This window comes from Streptomyces winkii (assembly GCF_032248595.1).
GTDB lineage: Bacteria > Actinomycetota > Actinomycetes > Streptomycetales > Streptomycetaceae > Streptomyces > Streptomyces winkii.
Map to the genome: position 1 here is coordinate 41725 of NZ_JASTTH010000006.1, position 22564 is coordinate 64288.

A 22564-nucleotide genomic window follows, 5' to 3' on the forward strand; every position below is an offset into this window, starting at 1 on the left:
CCGGCGCCGGAAGGCTTGCCTTGGAGCGCACTCGAATTCGTACCGTGCGGCACATGACTCAGTCTCGTGAATCCCCCGTCACACTGATCACCGGCGGATCCAGCGGAATCGGAGCGGCAGCCGCGCGGCAGCTGCTGGACCGGGGCCACCGCGTCGCCGTCACAGGCCGCGACAGCGGCCGCCTCGCGCGGTTCGCCGACGAAGCCGGCGCTCCCGACGGCCTGTTGACGATCCCCGGTGACGCGTCCGACGACAAGGCCGTCTTCGCGGCGGTCGAGGCGACGACCGAACGGTTCGGACGGCTGGACGCCGCCGTCGCCAACGCGGGCTTCGCCACGCACGACACCCTCGCCGACGGCGATCCCGCCGGCTGGCGCTCGATGGTCCTCACGAACGTGCTGGGCCCGGCGCTGCTGATCCGCGCCGCCCTGCCCGCCCTCAAGGAGACGCGCGGCCGGATCGTCCTCGTCGGAAGCGTCGCGGGCGTCATCCACACCCCGGGCAACATCTACGGGGCGACCAAGTGGGCCGTCACCGGGCTCGCCGAGAACACCCGGCTCATGGTGGCCGAGGACGGCATCGGCGTGACGCTGATCGCCCCCGGCGCCACGGAGACGGCGTTCTTCGACCCGGCCGGCGGCCTCCCGAAGGAGCGCGTCTCCATGACCGCCGACCAGCTCGCCTCGTCCATCGTGTGGGCGATCAGTCAGCCGAGCGGCGTGGACGTCAACACGCTCGTGGTCCGCCCGACGGGCGCGCACCGATAGGCACCGGCCCCGGTGAGGGCCTCTCCTACTCCTCGAACGGGTCGAAGTCCTCGTACTCGCCCAGCGCTTCGTCGCGCTCCGCCTGGCGGTCGCGGCGGCGCTGGGCGGCAGGACGCGGGCCCTCCATGCGGTGATCCTCGCCGCGTCGGCCGAGCATCTCCGCGCCCGCCATCACCGTCGGCTCCCAGTCGAAGACGACCGCGTCGTCCTCGGCGCCGATCGCGACGCCGTCTCCCTCGCGGGCGCCCGCCTTCACCAACTCGTCCTCCACGCCGAGGCGGTTGAGCCGGTCGGCGAGATAGCCCACCGCCTCGTCGTTGTTGAAGTCGGTCTGGTGGACCCAGCGTTCGGGCTTCTCACCGCGTACGCGGAAGAAGCCGTCTGCCTCCTTGCTGACCGTGAAGCCCGCGTCGTCCACGGCCTTGGGGCGGATGACGACCCGCGTCGTCTCCGCCTGAGGCCTCGCGGCACGCGCCTCGTCGACGACCTTGGCGAGCGCGAACGACAGCTCCCTGAGGCCCTGCCGCGAGACGGCGGAGACCTCGAAGACCTGGTAGCCGCGGGCCTGGAGGTCGGGACGGATGATGTCGGCGAGATCCTGCCCGTCGGGGATGTCGACCTTGTTGAGGACGACGATGCGGGGGCGCCCCTCCAGGCCGCCGTACTGCGCCAGTTCGGCCTCGATGACGTCCAGGTCGGTGACCGGGTCGCGGTCGGATTCGAGCGTCGCGCAGTCAAGTACGTGTACGAGCACGGAGCAGCGCTCGACGTGCCGCAGGAAGTCCAGGCCCAGCCCCTTGCCCTCGCTCGCCCCGGGGATGAGGCCCGGGACGTCGGCGATGGTGAAGACCGTCGAACCGGCCGTGACCACACCGAGGTTGGGCACGAGCGTGGTGAAGGGATAGTCGGCGATCTTCGGCTTCGCCGCGGAGAGCACGGAGATGAGCGACGACTTGCCCGCCGAGGGAAAGCCGACGAGCGCCACGTCCGCGACGGTCTTCAGCTCCAGCACGATCTCGCGCGCCTCGCCCGGCTCGCCGAGCAGCGCGAACCCGGGAGCCTTCCGGCGGGGCGAGGCGAGCGCCGCGTTGCCGAGGCCGCCGCGACCGCCCTGCCCGGCGACGAAGACGGTGCCCTTGCCGACCAGGTCGGCCAGCACCTCGCCCTTCTTGTCGAGGACGACCGTGCCGTCCGGGACGGGCAGCACCAGGTCCTTGCCGTCGGCGCCGGAACGGTGACCGCCCTCCCCCGGCTTGCCGTTGGTGGCCTTGCGGTGCGGGCTGTGGTGATAGTCGAGGAGCGTCGTCACGTCCGGGTCGACGACGAGGGCGACGTCTCCGCCACGGCCGCCGTTGCCGCCGTCGGGGCCGCCGAGCGGCTTGAACTTCTCCCGGTGCACGGAGGCACAGCCGTGGCCTCCGTTACCCGCGGCGACGAACAGCTCGACGCGGTCCACGAAGGTGGTCATGCGAAGTGCCTCCAGGCTGAGGATCGTTGCGTGTGTCTGTGAGCGTGTGTCTGTGAGCGTGTGTCTGAGTCCGTACCGGAGTGTGCGTCGGAACGTGCCGCCCGGCGTGCGTGCGGGAGCGCACACCGTTCAGAGGGTCCTGACGCACCGAGGGCGGACCCGCTTCCCGTACGTACGAGCGATGCGTACGCACAGGAGCGGCCGTCCGCCCTCGATGGTGATGCGTGCTGCGATGCGCTACCCGCGCGGCTGACTACTCAGCGGCGGGAACGATGTTCACGACCCTGCGGCCGCGGAGCGTGCCGAACTGCACGGCACCGGCGTCCAGCGCGAACAGCGTGTCGTCGCCGCCGCGGCCGACGCCCGCGCCCGGGTGGAAGTGCGTGCCGCGCTGGCGGACGAGGATCTCACCGGCGTTGACGAGCTGACCGCCGAAGCGCTTCACACCCAGGTACTGAGGGTTGGAGTCGCGGCCGTTCCGAGTGGACGATGCGCCCTTCTTGTGTGCCATCTCTGCTCAGTCCTTACTTCTTCTTGGCCGGCGTCGGGATGTCGGTGATCTTCAGCGCGGTGTGCAGCTGGCGGTGGCCGATCCGCTTCTTGTAACCGGTCTTGTTCTTGTACTTCTGAATGCGGATCTTGTCGCCCTTGTGGTGGTCCACGACCTCGGCCGCGACCTTGACCCCGTCCAGCACCCACGGGTCGCTGGTGACCGTGTCACCGTCCACGACGAGCAGTGTGGAGAGCTCGACGCGCTCGCCCGCCTTGCTCTCGGAAATTCGGTCGACCTCGATGACGTCGCCGACAGACACCTTCTGCTGGCGGCCGCCGGTGCGCACGATTGCGTACACGCGGAACTCTCTCTCGCTCGTCACGGAGCTCCTGACGCCAGCCGCCCGGCGCGGATCCGGCTGGCGGTGAGAAGACGCACCGCCGCCCGGCTCCACGATCTGATCCGGTGGACCGTCTGATCCGAGTGGATTGAGCGGCCTCTCCCCGGCTGACGCCGCGGGAGGGAGTTGCTCAGGAGCATGGCGCATCCTGATCGACACGCCAGCGGTCAAGGCTACGGGGCCCCGCACACGCTGGTCAAACCGGCCCCGGCCGCCCCTGAGCGCGGACGGACCTCGCAGCTTCCGTGCACATCCCGTGCAACTCCCGTACGGGGCAAGGCAGCCGGGCGGACCCGGACGCCGACCCGGGGCGACCGGGCCGACCAGATCGGCAGTCCGGTCGGCCCGGTCGGCGCGCTCGGCGCGCTCGGCGCGCTCGGCGCGGAGGTCACTCCTCGTCGGCGGGTGCGGACACGGAGGACGGTGCGTCCTGTTCGGCCGCGGCCGTCTTCCTGGACGTGGCCTGCTTCTTGGCGGTGGCGGCCTTCTTGGCCGTCGCCTTCCGGGCGGCCGTCTTCTTGGCCGCCGACTTCCTGGCGGTGGACTTGGCGGCGGGAACGTCCGCCGCGTCGTCCTCGCCCGCGCCGCCGTCGCCGCTGTCCGGGCCGCCCGTGCCGTCGCCGGCATCGACTCGGGCTGCCGGACCCACCGAGTCATCGCTCGGCACCACCCCCGCCGCGACCCGGTCGTCCGCCGCCGGCGGCGGGCCCGCCGGAGCCGAGACGCTCCGCGTGACCCTGCGCCGCGCACGTACCGGAGGAGCGGCGTCCGGGGCGGGTGCCTCGGGTGCGGTGTCCGCCGCCGGCGCCTGCAAGGGCTCCTGCACCGGCGCCGAACGTTCCGAGACGGGCAGCACGATCTCACCGGCCTCGTCCGACACCGACGGCGGCCCCGCGGGAGCGGAGACGCTGCGGCTCACGCGGCGCCGGGGCCGCGCCGGGGGCGCCGCCTCCGCCACGGGCTGTGGCTGCGGTGACTCCTCCGGCTGCTGCTCCGCCTGGGCCGCCTCCGCGGGCTGCCCGGCCGCCTTCGGCGCCACGACCGTGACCACCGCTTCCTCCGCGGCGGGCGGCGACCCGGCTGGTGCCGACACCTTCCTCGCCGCCCGGCGGCGTGTGCGCGTACCTGCGTGACCGGCGTCCTGCTGCACGCCGCCCGCGTCGCTCACGTCACTAGCGGCGACCTCGCCACCAGCTTCGGAGCCTTCCCGCGAGCGGCCTCGTCCGTTTCCCGGGCCGGCGGCCCCCTTCGGGGTGCTCGCATCGCCGGTATCCGCACGGGCCGTTCTGGGCTGCGGGGATTTCTCGCGCTCCGTACTATCGCGCCCAGCCGGCCCGGGCTCGGCGCCGACGGGCTCGGGCTCGGGAACCCGCTGCCCGGCGACCTCCGGCTCGGCCTGCGCGGTGGCCTGTGCCTGCGCGCCGGCCGGTACCGGCTCCTGCTTCCGCTCCGCGGGCCCGGACTCCTGCGCCGCGGACGCCGATTCGGACGCGGGCGCACCCTGCGGTGCCGTCGCCTTGCGGCTGCCCCGGCGCCGGGTTCGGCCGGTGCGCCCGGACGTGACCGAGGCCTCCGCCTCCGCCACCGAGCCGTACAGCTCCTCGTCCGGCGTGAACTCCTCGGCAGGCGGCGCCTTGGCGGCCTTCCCGGCCTTCTCCGCCTTCCCGGCCTGCGCGTCCTCGGTCTCCGCGACCTCCGGAGTCTCAACGGCCTCGGTCGCGGGCTCGGCCGCGGCCTTCGCCTGCGCGCCGCCCCGGCCGCCCCGCTTCTTGGCCTTCTTGCCGCCACCGGCCGCGGGCTGCTCCATGTGTACGAGCACGCCCCGCCCGTTGCAGTGCACGCACGGCTCGGAGAAGGACTCCAGCAGCCCCTGCCCGACCCGCTTCCGCGTCATCTGCACGAGCCCGAGCGACGTCACCTCGGCGACCTGGTGCTTCGTACGGTCCCTGCCCAGGCACTCCAGCAGACGCCTCAGCACCAGATCCCGGTTGGACTCCAGCACCATGTCGATGAAGTCGATCACGATGATGCCGCCGAGGTCGCGGAGCCGCAGCTGCCGCACGATCTCCTCGGCCGCCTCCAGGTTGTTCCTGGTGACCGTCTCCTCCAGGTTGCCGCCCTGGCCCGTGAACTTCCCGGTGTTGACGTCGACGACGACCATCGCCTCCGTACGGTCGATCACCAGCGAACCGCCGCTCGGCAGCCACACCTTGCGGTCCAGCGCCTTCATCAGCTGCTCGTCGATGCGGTACGTGGCGAAGACGTCCACGTCGGACGTCCACTTCTGGAGACGCTCCGCGAGGTCCGGCGCCACGTGGGAGACGTAGCCGTGGATGGTCTCCCACGCCTCGTCGCCGCTGACGATGACCTTGGAGAAGTCCTCGTTGAAGATGTCGCGCACGACGCGCACGGTCATGTCCGGCTCGCCGTACAGCAGCGACGGGGCGTTGCCCTTCTGCGCCTTGCGCTGGATGTCCTCCCACTGCGCCTGCAACCGCTCGACGTCGCGGCGCAGTTCGTCCTCGCTGGCGCCCTCGGCGGCCGTACGGACGATGACGCCCGCGTCCTCCGGGACGACCTTCTTCAGGATCTGCTTCAGACGCGAACGCTCGGTGTCGGGCAGCTTGCGGCTGATGCCCGTCATCGACCCCTCGGGGACGTAGACCAGGTAGCGGCCGGGCAGCGAGACCTGGCTGGTCAGCCGCGCGCCCTTGTGGCCCATCGGATCCTTCGTGACCTGCACGAGCACCGACTGGCCGGACTTCAGCGCGGTCTCGATGCGGCGGGGGCCGTTGGCCATGCCCAGCGACTCGAAGTTGACCTCGCCGGCGTAGAGGACGGCGTTGCGCCCCTTGCCGATGTCGACGAAGGCGGCCTCCATCGACGGCAGCACGTTCTGCACCTTGCCGAGGTAGACGTTGCCGACGTACGAAGTCGACTGCTCCTTGTTGACGAAGTGCTCCACGAGCACGTCGTCCTCCAGCACGCCGATCTGCGTACGCTCGCCGCTCTGCCGGACGATCATCTCCCGCTTCACCGCCTCGCGGCGGGCAAGGAACTCGGCCTCGGTGATGATCGGCACCCGGCGGCGGCCCTGCTCGCGGCCCTCGCGGCGGCGCTGCTTCTTCGCCTCCAGGCGCGTCGATCCCTTGATCGCCTGGACCTCGTCGGTGGGCTCGTCCTTGCGCTTGCGCGGCTCGCGGATCTTGACGACCGTGCGCTCCGGGTCGTCCTCGCCCTCGCGCGCGGCGGCCGAGTCACCGGAGTCGCTGCCGCGGCGACGGCGACGACGGCGGCGACGTGAACTGCTCGAAGAGCCCGAGGCGCCGCCGGAGCCTCCGGCCCTGGTCTCCTCGGCCTCGTCGTCGGCTGCGTCCGCCTCGTCGGACGCGTCGGAGCCGGACGCGGCGTCGCCTTCGCCCTCGCCCTTCCCGGTGTCCTCGCGGCGCTGCCGCTGCTCCCGGCCGTCGCCGCCGCTCTCGGCAGCGGCCTCGTCCGAGGAATCGGGGCTCTCACCCCGGCGGCGGCGACGTCCACCGCGGCGACGGCGGCGGGCCGGACGCTCCTCCTGGTCCTCCTCGCCCTCAACCTCGGCGTCGGACTCGCTCTCGGCCTCCTGCTCCTTCGCGTCCTCGTCGCTCTCCCCGTCGGCGTCGGCCTCCGCACCCTGGCGGCGGCCGTTGCCCGAGGAGTCGCCACGGCGACGGCGACGGCGCGGAGACTCGGCGACGGGCGGAGCCTCCTCTTCCTCTTCCTCTTCGTCCAGCTCGTCGGCCTCTTCGGCCGCGGCGTCGGCGGCGGCCGCGGCCGCCGCGCTCTGCGGGGTCTGGAACGCGGGCTCCGTGAAGACCGGTGCCTGGAAGAGGGCCATCGGCGCCCCGGCCTTCTTGCGCGACGCGGGTGCCTGCTCGGCCTCCCCCTCCGTCTCGGGCCGGGCGGCCTCGCGGGCGGCGGACGCCGCGGACTTACGGGTGGGGGTGCGGCGTCGCGTACGGGCGCCGGACTCCGCGGCGTCGCCGGATGCGGCGGGTGCGGACGACTCGGCGGCGGCGGGCTCGGGGGCCTCGGCCTCCGAGCGGGTTCCGGTTTCGGCCTCCGCCGGCGCCTTCGACGATGTACGGGCCGACGCGCTCACCTTCCGGGTCGTGGAGCGGCGCGACGTACGCGCGGGCTCCTCGGCCGCGGCGCCCTTGTTCGCATCCTTGTCCGCGTCCTTGCCTTCGGCGGCGCTCTTGGCCGTGCCGGCGGCCCGCACCTTGCCCTTGTCCGCCTTGTCTCCCTTGTCTTCCCTGTCTGCTGTACGCGTGTCGCCGTCCTTGCCCTTGTCCGTGTCTTCGGCCGCGTCGGACTCTGCGGCCTCTTCGGCCTCGCCCGTGGTCCGGCCGTCCTGCGCGTCTGCCTCCGCGGGGCTCTCGCTCTCCGCCGCGGCCGTTCTGCGTCTGGACCTGCGCCGGGTGCGTGCGGGCGGGGCGGGCTCGTCGTCCGCGTCCGCCGTTCCGGCAGCATCGGCCGTACCGGCCGCAGCGGTCTCCGGGGTGGCCGTTTCGGCCTCCGGGGTCTCGTCGGCCCGGGGCTCGGAGACGACCGGGGCGCCCTCCGGGGCAGCAGCCCTGCGCCGCGGACGAGCCGGGGGCGCGGGGTCCGCCACGGCCTCGGAGCCTGAACCGGCGTCACCAGCCGCAACGGCCTCGTCCGGCTGGTCCGCACCGGCCGGGACGACCTGCTCGGCCGCCGCGGGCTCACTCACGCTCGGGCTGCCCACGGGGGCACCGGCGCTGCGGGTCGCCCGGCGCCGGGGCGGGGCGGAGACCGGGGCGGGTTCCTCGGCCGGGAGCTCAGCGGTGGCCGAGAACCCTCCGGCCTCACCGGTGTCCGCGGTCTCGCCGGAACCGGCCTGACCTGCGAATCCAACCGGCTCCGAGGCCGCCGCCGCACCTGCGGAGACCGACGTGTCGCTCGCCGCGATCACCTCGGGGGGCGTCGACGACTCGGACGGCGGGCCAGCGGGCCTGCTCACCGCGCGACGGCGCCGCGGCGGCAGGGTGTCGCTCGGAGAGGCGGACCCGGCGGCCTCGCGCTGCTCCTGCTCCTGCGCCGGCTCTGGCTGCGCCGCCTCGGCCTGAGGCTGAGTCTCAGCCTGGACGTAGGACTGTGCAGGCGCCTGCCAGGGCGACCCGGCCGGAGCCCAGTCCCGCGCCCCAGTCTCCGTCTCCGCGGGCTGTGGAGGCTCCGCGCTTCCTGTCTGCTGCGCGCCCTCCGCGTTCAAGGCGTTCTCAGCGCTCTCCGCGGCTGCGCTTTCATTCTCGTTGTTCGGTTCGAGCATGCGGGCGTTTCTCCCGTCACGCTCCCGGGCGCCGCGCCTCATCCGTACGGCCACGGCCCACGCTCGGGGCGGGCCGTGCTCCAGGGCGCGGGCGCCACACGGGAGCTTCTGTCTCACTCGCCGGTTCCGGTCTGTCTTCCGTACAGACGGCCCGGCTACGGCGAAAGTCTTCTGGTCACTGCGCCTGCCTGCCACGACACGGACCCGGGTGGCTCCCTGGTGCCTGCATCGGCGGTGGCGCTTTCAACGCTGATCCTCCAGGCCCTCGGCCTACGCGCTGCCGCCCGGCGCCGTCGCGACGAGGGGTGCGTCGCGGTCGGGCGCCAACGGGTCGGTCACCGTGCCGGTCTCCTCATCGAGCGGCCCCTGCGCCAGCCTGGTCACCGCTGCGGGGACCGGCGGCGCCAGGTCGGCCGTAGCTCGGAGGCCGGACAGGACGTCGTCGGGTCGTACAGCAGGTGTCAGGTGCCGTACCACCAGGCGCAGTATCGCACAGGGTCCCTCCCCGCGACCATCGCCCCCTGGTCCGGGCATCGCCTCCGCCGAGGTCAGCGAGGCGACGGCGGCCCGTGCGTCGAAGGTGCGCAGACCCTTCTTGGTCTGGCGCTCCACCTCGACGGACTCCGCCGCGAGGAACGCCGCCGCGGCTCGTTCCGCCTCGGCCGGGGCGACCCCGTCCAGCCGGAGCTCCCACTCGGAGGCCTCCAGCCGGTCGGTGAAGTCGGACGTACGGACCTCGGCCGCCTCGACGATGTCGAGCCCCGGCGGCATGGACTCATCGAGCCGCGTCCGAAGCTCCTCCGGATCACGCCGCTCGACGAGGGCGATCTCCAGATACTCGGCCTCACTGCCCGTGCCGGTGGGTGCGGCATTGGCGTAGGAGACCTTCGGGTGCGGGGTGAAGCCGGCGGAGTACGCCATGGGCACCCCCGCCCTGCGCAGCGCTCTCTCGAAGGCGCGCTGGAAGTCCCGATGACTGGTGAACCGGAGGCGGCCGCGCTTGGTGTATCGCAGTCGCACGCGCTGCACGGCGGGTGCGGGCGGCGGGCCTTCGGGCTGTCGCTTGCCCAGTGGTTCTCTCCTCAGTGCCTGATGCAGGGCGGCGACGCGTGGGGTGTCGACCGCCCTCCGCGTACGTACGGATTCAAGGTGCGGCTGTGCCGCACCACTGCTCTGCTTCGTGCTTCGTATGGTTCTGGCGTCATGTGCGGGCGGTACGGGTGCCGCCCGCGGGTGCTGCGGGTGCTTCAAAGGGTGCGGAAATCCGCATCGTCGTGCTTCGGCCCGAATGTGCCTGGTGCCGTCGCGCTGTTGTGCGGTGATCCTGCGACCCAGGGTACGCGCCCGCTCTCGGCCAGCGCCCTCCGCTCGGAGACAGGAGTCGCCTCCGCCTTGGCCGGCCTCCCCGCGCGCGGCCCGCCGAACAGCGCCCGCCGGAGCTCCGCCCTCGTCTCCCGTACGGTGGCGCGGGCCGAGGCCAGGGCGGCACGGACGCCGCGCCCGGCCTCCCGAACCGCGCGCGCGGCCGGGCGCCACACCCCGTCCCGCAGGCCCCGGCCGACGGGCCGCACCACGTGTCGCCACAGCCATACGACGGGATCGGCGACGAGGAACCGCAGCACGCGCCCGAAGAACCGGAACACGGCGCGCGAGACATATCCGGCCACGCGCCAGGCATGCGCGAGCGCGTCCGCGATCTCGCGCGCGACGACGGCGATGCCGCGCCCCACCGGCGCCAGCACGTACCGGTACAGGAACCCGCACGGCGCCACCACCAGATACCGCCACAACCACGCAAGCCCCGCACCGAAACCCAGCACCACGGCAACCACCCCGTGACCCACGGGAGTCAGCACGTACCGGTACAGCAGCTCGCACGGCGCCACCACCACGTACCGCCACAACCACGCAAGCCCCGCACCGAAACCCAGCACCACGGCAACCACCGCATGCCCCACGGGAGTCAGCACGTACCGGTACAGGAAGCTCAGCGGAGTGCGGACCAGGGTGCGCCCGAGCCATGCCAGCCCCGCGCCCACCGCCCGCGCGAGCGCCAGCGCGCCCTGCCCGAGCGGGGTCAGCACGTACCGGTACACGAAGTTCAGCGGCGCGACGACGAGGGTCCGGCCGAGCCATGTCAGCCCGGCCCACAGACCGCTCGCGGCCCAGGCGATCCCGGCTCCGGCGGTCCTCGCGAGCCACAGCAGTCCGCGGCCCACCGGCGCGAGCACGTACCGCCACAGCGCGAGCCACGGCCAGACGAACAGCGCGAAGAGGACGGGCGCGAGAACCGAGCGCCACAGCCACCCCATCGCCCGCGCGAACGGCACCCACAGGGTGCGCCTGAGCGCCCGTCCGCAGACGGTGAGGGCGTCCCAGACCATCCGCACAGGCACGATCAGCAGCAGCGTCACGATCCGCACGGGCATCCGGACCACCCTCACGAGGCACCCCTCGAAGGGCGCCTCGCCGGCGGCGGCGTGCGCGCCCGCGTCCGGGGTGCGGGCGGTCTTCTCCAGGGAGACGCGGGGCGCGGGTCCGGAAGCCGCGGGGCCCGCGGGGTCCGCCGCGTCGGGGGCGTGTCCGGGCTGGCTGTCGCTCACACCGGCGAAGACGCCCGAGCACACCGTACGGTTGCCCGAACGGACCTACTCGGCGGCCTAGTTGACGACGGTCAGCGGCAGCAGCTTCTTGCCGGTCGGCCCGATCTGGATGTCGGTCTGCATCTGGGGGCACACTCCGCAGTCGAAGCACGGCGTCCAGCGGCAGTCCTCGACCTCCGTCTCGTCGAGGGCGTCCTGCCAGTCCTCCCAGAGCCAGTCCTTGTCGAGCCCGGAGTCCAAGTGGTCCCAGGGCAGGACCTCTTCGTACGTGCGCTCCCGCGTCGTGTACCAGTCGACGTCCACGCCGAAGGCCGGAAGCGTACGGGCGGCGGCGTCCATCCACAGCTGGTAGCTGAAGTACTCGCGCCAGCCGTCGAATCGGCCGCCCCGGTCGTAGACCTCGCGGATCACGGCGCCCACGCGACGGTCGCCGCGGGAGAGCAGGCCCTCGACGATGCCGGGCTTGCCGTCGTGGTAGCGGAAGCCGATCGAGCGGCCGTACTTCTTGTCGCCGCGGATCTTCTCCCGCAGCTTGCCGAGCCGTTCGTCGGTCTCCTCCGCCGAGAGCTGCGGTGCCCACTGGAAGGGGGTGTGCGGCTTCGGCACGAAGCCGCCGATGGAGACGGTGCAGCGGATGTCGTTGGACTTCGCGACCTCGCGGCCCTTGGCGATGACGTCGACGGCCATGTCGCCGATCTGGAGCACGTCCTCGTCGGTCTCCGTGGGCAGCCCGCACATGAAGTACAGCTTCACCTGCCGCCAGCCGTTCCCGTAGGCGGTGGCGACGGTACGGATCAGATCCTCCTCCGAGACCATCTTGTTGATGACCTTGCGGATGCGCTCGCTGCCGCCCTCGGGGGCGAAAGTGAGGCCGGAGCGGCGGCCGTTGCGGGTCAGCTCGTTGGCGAGGTCGATGTTGAAGGCGTCGACGCGGGTCGAGGGCAGGGAGAGGCCGATCTTGTCGTCCTCGTACCGGTCGGCGAGGCCCTTGGCGACGTCGCCGATCTCGCTATGGTCGGCGGAGGAGAGGGAGAGCAGCCCGACCTCCTCGAAGCCGGTGCTCTTCAGGCCCTTCTCCACCATGTCGCCGATTCCGGTGATGGAGCGCTCGCGGACCGGCCTGGTGATCATGCCCGCCTGGCAGAAGCGGCAGCCGCGCGTGCAGCCGCGGAAGATCTCCACGGACATCCGCTCGTGCACGGTCTCGGCCAGCGGCACCAACGGCTGCTTGGGGTAAGGCCATTCGTCCAGGTCCATGACGGTGCGCTTGGCGACGCGCCAGGGGACGCCGGTGCGGTTGGGGACGACGCGGGAGATGCGCCCGTCCGGCAGGTACTCCACTTCGTAGAACTTCGGGACGTAGACCTCGCCCGTCTTCGCGAGACGGAACAGCAGTTCGTCGCGGCCTCCCGGACGGCCTTCCGCCTTCCAGGCGCGGATGATCTCGCTGATCTCCAGCACGGCCTGCTCGCCGTCGCCGACGACGGCGCAGTCGAGGAAGTCGGCCACGGGCTCGGGGTTGAAGGCCGCGTGGCCGCCCGCCATGACGATCGGGTCGTCGTCGCCGCGGTCCTTCGCCTCCAGCGGGACGCCGGAGAGGTCGAGCGCGGTGAGGAGATTCGTGTAGCCGAGTTCGGTGGCGAAGGAGACGCCGAGCACGTCGAAGGCGCCGACGGGGCGGTGCGCGTCGACGGTGAACTGCGGGACGCCGTGCTCCCGCATGAGCTTCTCCAGATCCGGCCAGACGCTGTAGGTGCGTTCGGCCAGCACGCCCTCGCGCTCGTTCAGCACCTCGTAGAGGATCATGACGCCCTGGTTGGGCAGCCCGACCTCGTACGCGTCCGGATACATCAGCGCCCAGCGGACGTCGCAGGAGTCCCAGTCCTTGACGGTGGAGTTCAGCTCACCGCCCACGTACTGGATCGGCTTCTGGACGTGCGGAAGGAGGGCCTCCAGGCGCGGGAAGACCGACTCGACTGGCATGGGGGTTCCTCGTATCGGGCGCGTTCGCGGTGCAAGGTGACCCTTCAGCGTAACGCGGACGCGGAGAGGGCACGTAAGCCGCGGGGCACCCCCGCCCACCCCCGAAGGCCGCGCCCCACGGCGACCGTCGGGGAGCGCGGTCTACGCGGAGACCGGCCGCTGCACTCTGATCGACTGCAACAGGCCCAGCGCGATCCACACCGCGAACATCGAAGTACCGCCGTACGAGACGAACGGCAGCGGCAGACCCGCGACGGGCATGATGCCCAGCGTCATCCCGATGTTCTCGAACGACTGGAACGCGAACCAGGCGATCACGCCCGCGGCGACGACCGTGCTGTAGAGCTCGGAGGACTCGCGCGCGATGCGGCAGGCACGCCAGATCACCACGCCCAGCAGCAGGATGATCAACGCGCCGCCCAGGAAGCCCAGTTCCTCGCCGGCGACGGTGAAGACGAAGTCCGTCTGCTGCTCGGGGACGAACTGCCCCGTGGTCTGCGACCCCTTGAAGAGCCCCTTGCCTGCCAGCCCGCCCGAACCGATCGCGATCCGCGCCTGGTTGGTGTTGTAGCCGACACCGGCCGGGTCGAGAGCGGGGTTGGCGAAGGCGGCGAAGCGGTTGATCTGGTACTCGTCGAGCAGCCCGAGCGCCCAGACCAGCACGGCACCGACGGTCCCCGCGGTACACAGCCCGACGATCCAGCGGTTCGATGCGCCGGAGGCGAGCAGCACTCCCAGAACGATTATGACCATGACCATCACGGAGCCGAGGTCGGGCATCAGCATGATGACCACGATCGGAGCCGCCGCCAGGCCCAGGGCCTGGAGCACGGTGCGGTGGTCGGGATACTCCCGGTCCCCCGCGTCCACGCGCGCGGCCAGCAGCATCGCCATGCCGAGGATCACCGTGATCTTGATGAACTCGGCGGGCTGGAGCGAAAATCCGCCGCCGAGGTGGAGCCACGCCCGCTGCCCGTTGATGGTCGCGCCCAGCGGCGTGAGGACGAGCAGCGCGAGCAGCACCGAGGCCCCGTACAGGAACGGCACCGCACCGCGCACCCTGCGGTGCCCGAGCCACACCATCCCGGCCATGAGCAGCAGCCCCACGAGGAGGCTGAGCACATGGCGCGTCAGGAAGTAGTACGGATCGCCCTGGTTGAGGTCGGTGCGGTTGCGCGTCGCGGACCAGACGAGGAGCGAACCGACGATGGAGAGACCCACGCCGGCCGACACCATGACCCAGTCGAGCCGCCAGACCGCCGAGTCCCGCGCGGTGAGCCTGCCCCACGCCGACTTCTTCTGCGGCCCGTAGCCGCTGAGGGTGTAGGAGTGGGTGCTCATCCGGCCGCTCCGCCGGCAGGTGCGCCCTTCACGGCACGCTCGACGCGCTTCTTGAAGTCCTTGTCGTCCCTCGACTCGATGTTGCCGTGGCCGTCGACCTTCGGGAGACCCTCCTCGGGGTGCGGCAGCAGAGCCGCCTTCTCATCAACCTCGCCGTCGGAGTTGACCCCGTAGATCGCGTTGTAGATGTTGCGCACGGCGGGCCCGGACGCACCGGAACCCGTACCGCCCTGGGAGATCGTCATGACGACCGTGTAGTCCTTGGTGTACGTCGAGAACCAGGACGTGGTCTGCTTGCCCGCCACCTCGGCCGTACCGGTCTTGGCGTGCATCTTGATCTTGTCCTGGGGCCAGCCCGCGTCGCCGAACCGCCAGGCCGCCGTGCCTCGTTCGGCCACACCTGCGAGCGCCTTGTCCATCTCCTTCAGGTCGGCCTTCTTCACCGGCAGCTTGCCGTGCGGATTCGGCTTGATCTCCTTTATCGTCTTGCCCTTGGGCCCTATGGTCGCCTTGCCGAGGGTGGGGTCGTACATGGTGCCGCCGTTGGCGATCGCCGAGTAGATCGTCGCCATCTGGATCGGCGTGACGAGGGTGTCGCCCTGTCCGATGGAGTAGTTGACGCTGTCACCGGCGCGCATCTTCATGCCGGAGACGCAGTTCTCCTTGGCGATCTTGTCGGCGTAGGACTTGGGGTTCTTGGCCTGCTTGCACCAGGCGTCCTTGTTGGCCTTCCAGTAGTCCTTCTTCCACTGGCGGTCCGGGACGCGGCCCTCGACCTCGTTGGGCAGGTCGATGCTGGTCTTCCTGCCGAGGCCGAACTTGTGGGCGGCCTTGTAGAAGTAGTCCTTGGCGTCCTTCTTCGGGTGGTTGCCGCCGTCCTTGAGCCACTGCTTGTACGCGAGGTCGTAGAAGACGGTGTCGCAGGAGACCTCCAGCGCCTGGCCGAGGCTGATGTTGCCGTGGCTCTCCGACTCGAAGTTCTTGAAGGTCTGCCCGCCGACGTTGTACGAGGACGAGCAGTTGTAGTCGCCGTCGAACTTGTTGCCGGCCTTCAGCGCCGCCGCGGTGGAGATCACCTTGAAGACCGAACCAGGTGCCGAGAGCCCCTGGATCGAGCGGTTCAGCAGCGGGTAGTTGGACTTCTTCCCGGTGAGCTGCGTGTACTTCTTGCCGGAGATGCCGCCCACCCACTCGTTCGGGTCGTACTCCGGGTTTGAGGCCATGGCCACGACACGGCCGGTCTTGTTCTCCATGACCACGGCGGCACCGGCGTCCGCCTTGTAGTTCCTGTTGGTGTTCCTGTCGTGCTCCTTGCGGGCGTTCTTCATCGCCGTGAGCAGCTCGTTCTCGGTGACGGCCTGCACACGCGAGTCGATGCTCGTCACGAGGCTGGAGCCCGGCTCGGCCTTGTCGCCCTTGGCCCGGCCCATCACGCGCCCCAGGTTGTCCACCTCGTAGCGCGTCACGCCCGAACTGCCGCGCAGTATGGCGTCGTACGTACGCTCCAGACCGGACCGCCCGATCTCGTCGGAGGAGAGGAAGGGCGAGTCGGTGTTCTTGGTCTTCCTGATCTCCTCGTCCGTCACGGGCGAGAGATAGCCGAGCACCTGGGAGGTGCGGGAGCCGTAGGGAGCGGGGTAGCGGCGCACGGCGGTGGGCTCCGCGGTGATGCCCGGGAAGTCCTCCGCACGCTCGCGGATCTGAAGGGCCTGCTGCGTGGTCGCGTCGTCGGTGACCGGGATCGGCTGGTACGGCGATCCGTTCCAGCACGGCTGCGGGGTCTTCGCGTCGCAGAGCCGGACCTTCTCCCGCACGGTCTTCGGGCTCATGTCGAGGATGTCGGCGAGCCGGGTGAGCACGGCCTTGCCACCGTCGTCCATCTTCATCAGCTCGGTGCGGGAGGCGGAGACGACCAGGCGGGTCTCGTTGTCGGCGATGGGCACGCCCCGTGCGTCGAGGATCGCACCGCGGGTCGCGGGCTGCACGACCTGCTGTACGTGGTTGCCGGCGGCCTCCTTCTGGTACTGGTCGCCGTTGCGGACCTGGAGATACCACAGGCGTCCGCCGAGGGTGAGCAGCAGCGACATCACCAGGATCTGGATGGCGACGAGGCGGATGTTCACCCGGTGAGTGCGTCCGGTCTCAGGGATGTTGCTCACAGCCGCTTGACCCCCTTGATCTTCCCGGTCCTGCCCTTCCGGCCCGGCCTGTCCAGCAGCCCCCGCTGGATGCCCATCCGGACGGCCTTGCCGTTACGCGCGTTGCGGACGGTGGAACCGTTGCGGCCCTTGCCGAAGAGGCCGCTGCCGCCGCCGACTTGAAGTCCCGTACCCGAACTGAGCCAGCCGTAGGCGCCTTTGTCACTCCGGCCCATACTTCCGACGCCGGACGCGTCGGAGGTGATCACGCCGCGCTCGGTGCGGCGCGCGCTCCACATGATCAACGGCACGACGAACGGCGCCAGCAGCAGGTCGTACAGAGTGGCGGTGAACAGCAGCGGCAGAAGCCCCACTTCGCCCGCCGCGGTGTCGCCCACGAGCGTGCCGACACCCGCGTACATCAGCGTGGAACCGACGGCGGCGCTGGCGACGACGAGCATCGGCACAGTCGCCGAACGGTGCTGCGAACCCTCGGGCTTGGTCAGGCCCGCGACGTAGCCGATGACGCACAGCACCAGCGCGTACCGGCCCACGGCGTGCTCGGCGGGCGGTGCCAGATCCGCGAGGAGCCCGCCGAGGAACCCGGTGAGAGCGCCGGCCGTGTGGCCGTAGACCATGGCGAGGCCGAGCAGCACGAGCAGCAGCAGATCCGGGACGGCGCCCGGCAGTTGAAGCCGCGCCAGCACGCTCACCTGCGCGATCAGCGCGCCGACGATGAGGACGGCCGAGAGCAGGATCCGGTTGAGGTACATCGGTCAGCTCCTGGATTCCGAAGCGTTCGGCTTCGGCGTCTTGGTCACGGTCACCGTGGGCGCGGGCTTCGGCTTCGGCGGCTTCTTGACGCGCAGCACCTCGTCCCGGGGGTCGGTCCGGGGCGGCTTGACGACCACGCCGACGATGTCGAGCTTGCTGAAGCTGACGTACGGGCGGACGTCGACGCTTCGGGTGAGGTCGCCCGCGGTCCTGTCGACCTTGGCGACCCTTCCTACGGGCACACCCGGCACGAAGGGCTTGTTGTTGCGGGAGCCGAAAGTCACTATCCGGTCGCCCTTCTTCACCTCCGCCTTGCCGTTGAGGAGCTGCACCGTCATGGCGTCGCCGCCGTGGCCGGTGGCGAAGCCCAGTTCGCTGCTCTTCTCCATGCGGGTGCCGACGGAGAAGTCGGGGTCGTTGGCGAGAAGCACGGTCGCCGTCGAGGAGCTGACGGTGGTGACACGGCCGACGAGGCCGTCCCCGTTGATGACCGTCATGTCCCGCGCGATGCCGTCCCGCGAACCGGCGTCGATGGTGACCGTCCAGGAGAAGCCCTGCGCGGAGCCGATTCCGATGACCTGGGCGCCCTTGAGGCCGTAGCCGCCGGCGCCGGCGGTCTTCAGCAGCTTGTCCAGCTCCTTGGACCTTGAGCGGTGCCGGTCGCTGGAGCCCAGCCGCTGCTTCAGCTTCGCGTTCTCGGCCTCGAGACGGCTTATACGGTCGTGCCGCACACCGGAGTCACGTACGGCGGCGATGGAGTTCCCCACGGGGTCGACGGCCGCCGAAACCCCGTTCTCCACAGGCCCGAAGGCGGATGCGGCGACGTGCCGCGCACTGTCCATCGGGGACTGCTCGCCCTTCCTGATGTCCACCGTGATCAGCGCGAACGCGATGGCGATCAGAAGGACGAGCAGCAGCCGGCTCTCTCGTGTGTCCCTCACGTGCGGCGGCCGTGCCTTTCCTCAGTCGGTCGGACCGGTGTCCGTTCCGGAGCACTGCTGCCGTGCTCCGGAACACTCAACGATCCCCGGGGCGGACTGGTGGTCCTTTACGGCAGACCGCACGGCAGATCGTTACGTTCAGATCATCGCCTGGGCTGGGAGTCGAGGACCTGCTGCAACGCCTCGAACTCCTCCACGCACTTGCCGGAGCCCAACGCCACGGAGTCCAGCGGATCCTCGGCGATGTGGATCGGCATGCCCGTCTCGCTGCGCAGCCGTTCGTCCAGGCCGCGCAGCAGCGCACCGCCGCCGGTGAGGACGATCCCACGGTCCATCACGTCGCCGGACAGCTCGGGCGGGCACTTGTCGAGCGTGGTCTTCACCGCGTCGACGATCGCGTTGACCGGCTCCTCCATGGCCCTGCGGACCTCCGCCGCCGAGATGACGACGGTCTTGGGGAGGCCGCTGACCAGGTCACGGCCGCGGATCTCGGTGTGCTCGTCCTTGTCGAGGGAGTGCGCCGAGCCGATCGTGATCTTGATGCTCTCGGCCGTGCGCTCGCCGAGAAGCAGGCTGTACTCCTTCTTGATGTGCTGGATGATCGCGTTGTCCAACTCGTCGCCGGCGACGCGGATCGACTGTGCCGTGACGATCCCGCCGAGCGAGATCACGGCCACCTCGGTGGTGCCGCCGCCGATGTCGACGACCATGTTGCCGGTGGCCTCGTGGACGGGGAGCCCCGAGCCGATCGCGGCGGCCATCGGCTCCTCGATGATGTGCACCTGGCGGGCGCCGGCCTGCGTCGACGCCTCGATGACGGCACGTCGCTCGACTCCGGTGATTCCGGAAGGAACACAGATCACCACGCGCGGCCGGGCGAGATAACGTCGCTTGTGGATCTTGAGGATGAAGTAGCGGAGCATCCGCTCTGTGATCTCGAAGTCGGCGATGACGCCGTCCTTCAGCGGACGCACGGCCACGATGTTGCCCGGGGTGCGGCCGATCATCTTCTTCGCCTCGGCGCCGACCGCCAGAATGCCGCCGGTGTTGGTGTTGATGGCGACGACCGACGGCTCGTTGAGGACGATCCCGCGACCCCTGACGTACACCAGCGTGTTGGCGGTCCCGAGGTCGACAGCCATATCACGGCCGATGAACGACATGTTGTTCGCCATAGGATGCGTCTGGCCTTCCAACTGGAGCGATGTGTGTGGGAGGACGGCAGGAGAGGGTGATCCGCGCTAACGCTGTGGAGACGCGAGGTTCCATCGTAGACGCGGACTCGAACACGTAGCGAGGGTGTCCCGCCATTGTCGGCGCAACAGCCGTCGTCCCTGTAATCAGTGACGTCGTGTCGGGGTGATGCGTTCCCCCGAACCTCGGCGCATATGCCGAGGGGCGACCGGAAATTGTCGGTCGCCCCAGGTCATCAAGGCCCTGACGACTGATGACGCGTCAGTGGGACATTAGCTGAAGTCGGGGAAAAAAATCTTCAACTCCCGCTCTGCGGACTCTTGTGAGTCCGACGCGTGAATCAGGTTTTCCCGCACAACCGTGCCGAAGTCCCCCCGAATGGAGCCCGGTGGTGCGGCAATCGGGTCCGTGGGCCCTGCGAGCGCCCGCACGCCCTCGATGACGCGCTCGCCCTCGACGACCATCACCACGGACGGGCCCGACGCCATGAACTCCACCAGCGGTTCGTAGAACGGCTTGCCCACGTGCTCGGCGTAGTGCTGTTCCAGGGTGGAGCGGTCCAGCGTGCGCAACTCCATTGCTTTGACAGCCCAGTCCGCCTTGCTCTCGATGCGGCGGGTGATCTCACCGATCAGACCGCGGCGTACGGCGTCGGGCTTGAGCAGTACCAGGGTGCGCTCGCTCATGGTGGGGACTCCTCGGGGGTGGATGCGTCAGGACGCGGGAGGCGTCGGGGACGTCCGGGGACGTCGGGGACCGTGTGGCTGACTGTGGTGCCCAGAGGTTACACGGGAAGTAGACCGCTCTCCTCACGCAGTGTCAGGCTCGGTCTCCAGGCGGGCACGCTCGGCCTTCGCCTCGTCCACCTTCCGCCCGAAGTGGACGGACGCCCACCACAGTCCGGCGAAGCAGGCGCCGAGGAAGTACATGGCGGGGACCACCGAACCGGCGGCGATCAGCGCCAGTTGGAGCGCCCAGCCCAGCGGCACGCCGCCCCTGCGCGTGAGCGTTCCGCACAGCAGCAGGCACAGGGCCATGGCCGCTCCGCACACCGCCCAGACGGTGCTCGCCGGCAGGTCGCTCGTACGCATCGCGACGAGGCCGGCGAAGCCGATCACGAAGAACTCGCCGAGCAGGGTGCTCGCGCAGAGGGTGCGCACTACCGCTCCCTTCCCAGCAGCAGCCGGGCCTCGCCGGCGGTGATGACGGAGCCGGTGACGAGGACGCCCGCTCCCGCGTACTCGCCTTCCTCCTCGGCGAGCGTGATGGCCTCCTCCAGCGCACTGTCGAGACGGGGCTCGACCTGGACGCGGTCCTCGCCGAAGACCTCGACGGCGATGGCCGCGAGGGCGTCGACGTCCATCGCGCGGGACGTGGAGTTACGGGTGAGCACGACCTCCGCGAAGATCGGTTCGAAGGCTTCGAGCAGGCCCCGTACGTCCTTGTCGCTGCTGGGGCCGACGACGCCCACGAGGCGGCTGAAACTGAACGCCTCGGCGATCGCCTCCGCGGTGGCGCCGGCCCCGGCCGGGTTGTGCGCGGCGTCGAGGAGGACGGCGGGGCTGGTGCGCACGAGCTCCAGCCGGCCCGGCGAGGAGACGGAGGCGAAGGCCTGCCGTACGACGTCGGCATCGAGGGTGCGGCCCCTGTCGGTCTGCCGGGCGCCGATGCCGAGGAACGCCTCGACGGCGGCGAGCGCGACGGCGGCGTTGTGCGCCATGTGCGCGCCGTGCATGGGCAGGAAGATCTCCGGATACTCACCGCCCAGCCCGCGCAGGGTCAGCAACTGCCCGCCGACGGCGACTTCTCGGGCGACCACGCCGAACTCCAGGCCCTCCCGCGCCACCGTGGCGTCCTCCTCGGACGCCCGCTTCAGCACGACGGACGCCGCCTCGACGGGCTGCTGGGCGAGTACGACGATCGCGTCCTTCTTCACGATCCCCGCCTTCTCGCGGGCGATCTTCTCGGGGGTGTCTCCGAGCCGGGCGACGTGGTCCAGCGAGATGGGCGTGACGACGGAGACTCCGGCGTCGATCACGTTGGTGGCGTCCCAGCTTCCGCCCATGCCGACCTCGACGACGGCCACGTCCACGGGGGCGTCGGCGAACGCCGCGTACGCCATGCCCGTGAGCATTTCGAAGAACGAGAGGCGGTGGGGCTGCCGGGCGTCGACCATCTCCGCGAACGGCTTGACGTCCTCGTACGTCTCGATGAAGCGCTCCGCGGGGACGGGTGCGCCGTCCACGCTGATCCGCTCGGTGATGGACTGGACGTGCGGCGAGGTGTAGCGGCCGGTGCGCAGTTCGAGGGCGCTCAGCAGTGCCTCGATCATGCGGGCGGTGCTGGTCTTGCCGTTCGTGCCGGTGATGTGGATGGACGGGTACGCGCGCTGCGGCTCGCCCATGACGTCCATCAGCGCCCTTATGCGGTCCAGGGACGGGTCCAGCTTGGTCTCGGGCCAGCGGTCCATCAGCTCCGACTCCACGGCCCGCAGGGCGCGGTCGGTCTCCGGGTCCTCCGGGCGGGCCGGCACGACGTCGGCCTGCGGCGCTCCCGCCTGGGCGCGGAGGGTGCGGCTGCCCGCCTCGATGACCGCGAGATCCGGGTCGCGCTCGGTCTCCGCGCCGACGATCTCCTCGAACTCGGAGGGTGCGCCGTTCCCGTTCTCTCCGTCCGGGTCTTCGCCGGGGCCGTGCTCGGGGGGCTGGGGCTGGTCACTCACGGCGCCCAGTCTACGTAGGGCGGCTGCGCCGCCTTCAGGCGCCGGGTGGGGGGTGGATGCCGGTTGCGGTTGCCCGGCCGCCGGGCGGCGGGCGGCGGGCGGCGGGGCCGGTTGCCGTTGCGCCGCCGCCGGGCCGCGGAGGCGGTTACCGGTTGCCCGGCGGCGGGGCCGGGGCCTGCGGTGCCGGGCCGTCGCCCGGCGGCTCCGAGTCACGGCTCCGGCGGGCGGATCCGCACGTGCCCGGCCGACGGGCCGCCGACGGGCGGGCGGGCCGCCGGGTCGACGGTTCCGCCGTCGACAAGCCGCCGGACCCTCAACCACGGGGTTGCTCGCCGCTGCGGCGGGAGATGGCGCCGGTGTGGCAGCCGCCGCCGGGCGACCGGCACGACGGTTCGCTGTCGAGAGGCCGCCGGGTCG

16 protein-coding genes are annotated in these 22564 nt (G+C 70.9%); 1 reads left to right on the forward strand and 15 read right to left on the reverse strand.

Annotated elements, in window-relative coordinates; all coding sequences use genetic code 11:
* Positions 1-53 precede the first annotated feature (53 nt).
* Positions 54-767 (forward strand): SDR family oxidoreductase, encoded by a 714-nt coding sequence (locus QQM67_RS19145; RefSeq protein ID WP_314175177.1) that lies wholly within the window; start codon positions 54-56, stop codon positions 765-767.
* A 25-nt stretch (positions 768-792) separates the two neighbouring features.
* Here QQM67_RS19145 and obgE read toward each other — a convergent pair whose 3' ends face one another.
* The 15 genes from obgE to folC all read right to left on the reverse strand — a co-directional run bounded on the left by obgE (position 793) and on the right by folC (position 22147).
* Positions 793-2235, reverse strand: coding sequence for a GTPase ObgE (gene obgE, locus QQM67_RS19150; RefSeq protein WP_314175178.1), 1443 nt, complete (start codon positions 2233-2235; stop codon positions 793-795).
* Positions 2236-2488: 253 nt separating this feature from the next.
* Positions 2489-2746, reverse strand: coding sequence for a 50S ribosomal protein L27 (gene rpmA / locus QQM67_RS19155; RefSeq protein ID WP_314175179.1), 258 nt, complete (start codon positions 2744-2746; stop codon positions 2489-2491).
* Positions 2747-2759: 13 nt separating this feature from the next.
* Positions 2760-3086, reverse strand: a complete 327-nt coding sequence (gene rplU / locus QQM67_RS19160) for a 50S ribosomal protein L21 (RefSeq protein ID WP_314175615.1) — start codon at positions 3084-3086, stop codon at positions 2760-2762.
* 430 nt (positions 3087-3516) lie between these two features.
* A complete protein-coding gene (locus tag QQM67_RS19165; RefSeq protein ID WP_399067142.1) occupies positions 3517-8145 on the reverse strand; it encodes an Rne/Rng family ribonuclease in 4629 nt (1542 codons plus the stop codon).
* A 576-nt stretch (positions 8146-8721) separates the two neighbouring features.
* The gene (locus tag QQM67_RS19170) at positions 8722-9480 is read right to left on the reverse strand and encodes a TIGR03936 family radical SAM-associated protein (protein WP_314175181.1); all 759 of its coding nucleotides are present in this window, start codon (positions 9478-9480) and stop codon (positions 8722-8724) included.
* A gap of 218 nt (positions 9481-9698) precedes the next feature.
* A complete protein-coding gene (locus QQM67_RS19175) occupies positions 9699-11054 on the reverse strand; it encodes a hypothetical protein (protein ID WP_314175182.1) in 1356 nt (451 codons plus the stop codon).
* Positions 11055-11111: 57 nt separating this feature from the next.
* Complete coding sequence (locus QQM67_RS19180) at positions 11112-13037, reverse strand: TIGR03960 family B12-binding radical SAM protein (RefSeq protein ID WP_314175183.1); 1926 nt, start codon at positions 13035-13037, stop codon at positions 11112-11114.
* A gap of 141 nt (positions 13038-13178) precedes the next feature.
* Positions 13179-14378 (reverse strand): rod shape-determining protein RodA, encoded by a 1200-nt coding sequence (gene rodA, locus QQM67_RS19185; RefSeq protein ID WP_314175184.1) that lies wholly within the window; start codon positions 14376-14378, stop codon positions 13179-13181.
* Positions 14375-16537 carry a penicillin-binding protein 2 gene (gene mrdA / locus QQM67_RS19190; RefSeq protein ID WP_314175185.1) on the reverse strand — a complete coding sequence of 721 codons (2163 nt, stop codon included), beginning with the start codon at positions 16535-16537 and terminating at the stop codon, positions 14375-14377. The genes rodA and mrdA overlap by 4 nt, the downstream gene beginning before the upstream one ends.
* Positions 16534-17289 carry a rod shape-determining protein MreD gene (gene mreD / locus QQM67_RS19195; protein WP_314175186.1) on the reverse strand — a complete coding sequence of 252 codons (756 nt, stop codon included), beginning with the start codon at positions 17287-17289 and terminating at the stop codon, positions 16534-16536. Before mreD ends, mrdA begins: the two co-directional genes overlap by 4 nt.
* 3 nt (positions 17290-17292) lie before the next feature.
* Positions 17293-18231, reverse strand: coding sequence for a rod shape-determining protein MreC (gene mreC / locus QQM67_RS19200; RefSeq protein WP_314175187.1), 939 nt, complete (start codon positions 18229-18231; stop codon positions 17293-17295).
* Between the two features lie 143 nt (positions 18232-18374).
* On the reverse strand, positions 18375-19394 hold the full coding sequence (locus QQM67_RS19205) for a rod shape-determining protein (RefSeq protein ID WP_028431807.1): 1020 nt from the start codon (positions 19392-19394) through the stop codon (positions 18375-18377).
* Between the two features lie 303 nt (positions 19395-19697).
* A complete protein-coding gene (ndk, locus tag QQM67_RS19210; RefSeq protein ID WP_314175188.1) occupies positions 19698-20111 on the reverse strand; it encodes a nucleoside-diphosphate kinase in 414 nt (137 codons plus the stop codon).
* 123 nt (positions 20112-20234) lie between these two features.
* Positions 20235-20585, reverse strand: coding sequence for a DUF4233 domain-containing protein (locus QQM67_RS19215; protein WP_314175189.1), 351 nt, complete (start codon positions 20583-20585; stop codon positions 20235-20237).
* Positions 20585-22147, reverse strand: a complete 1563-nt coding sequence (folC, locus tag QQM67_RS19220; protein WP_399067147.1) for a bifunctional tetrahydrofolate synthase/dihydrofolate synthase — start codon at positions 22145-22147, stop codon at positions 20585-20587. The genes QQM67_RS19215 and folC overlap by 1 nt, the downstream gene beginning before the upstream one ends.
* Positions 22148-22564 lie beyond the last annotated feature (417 nt).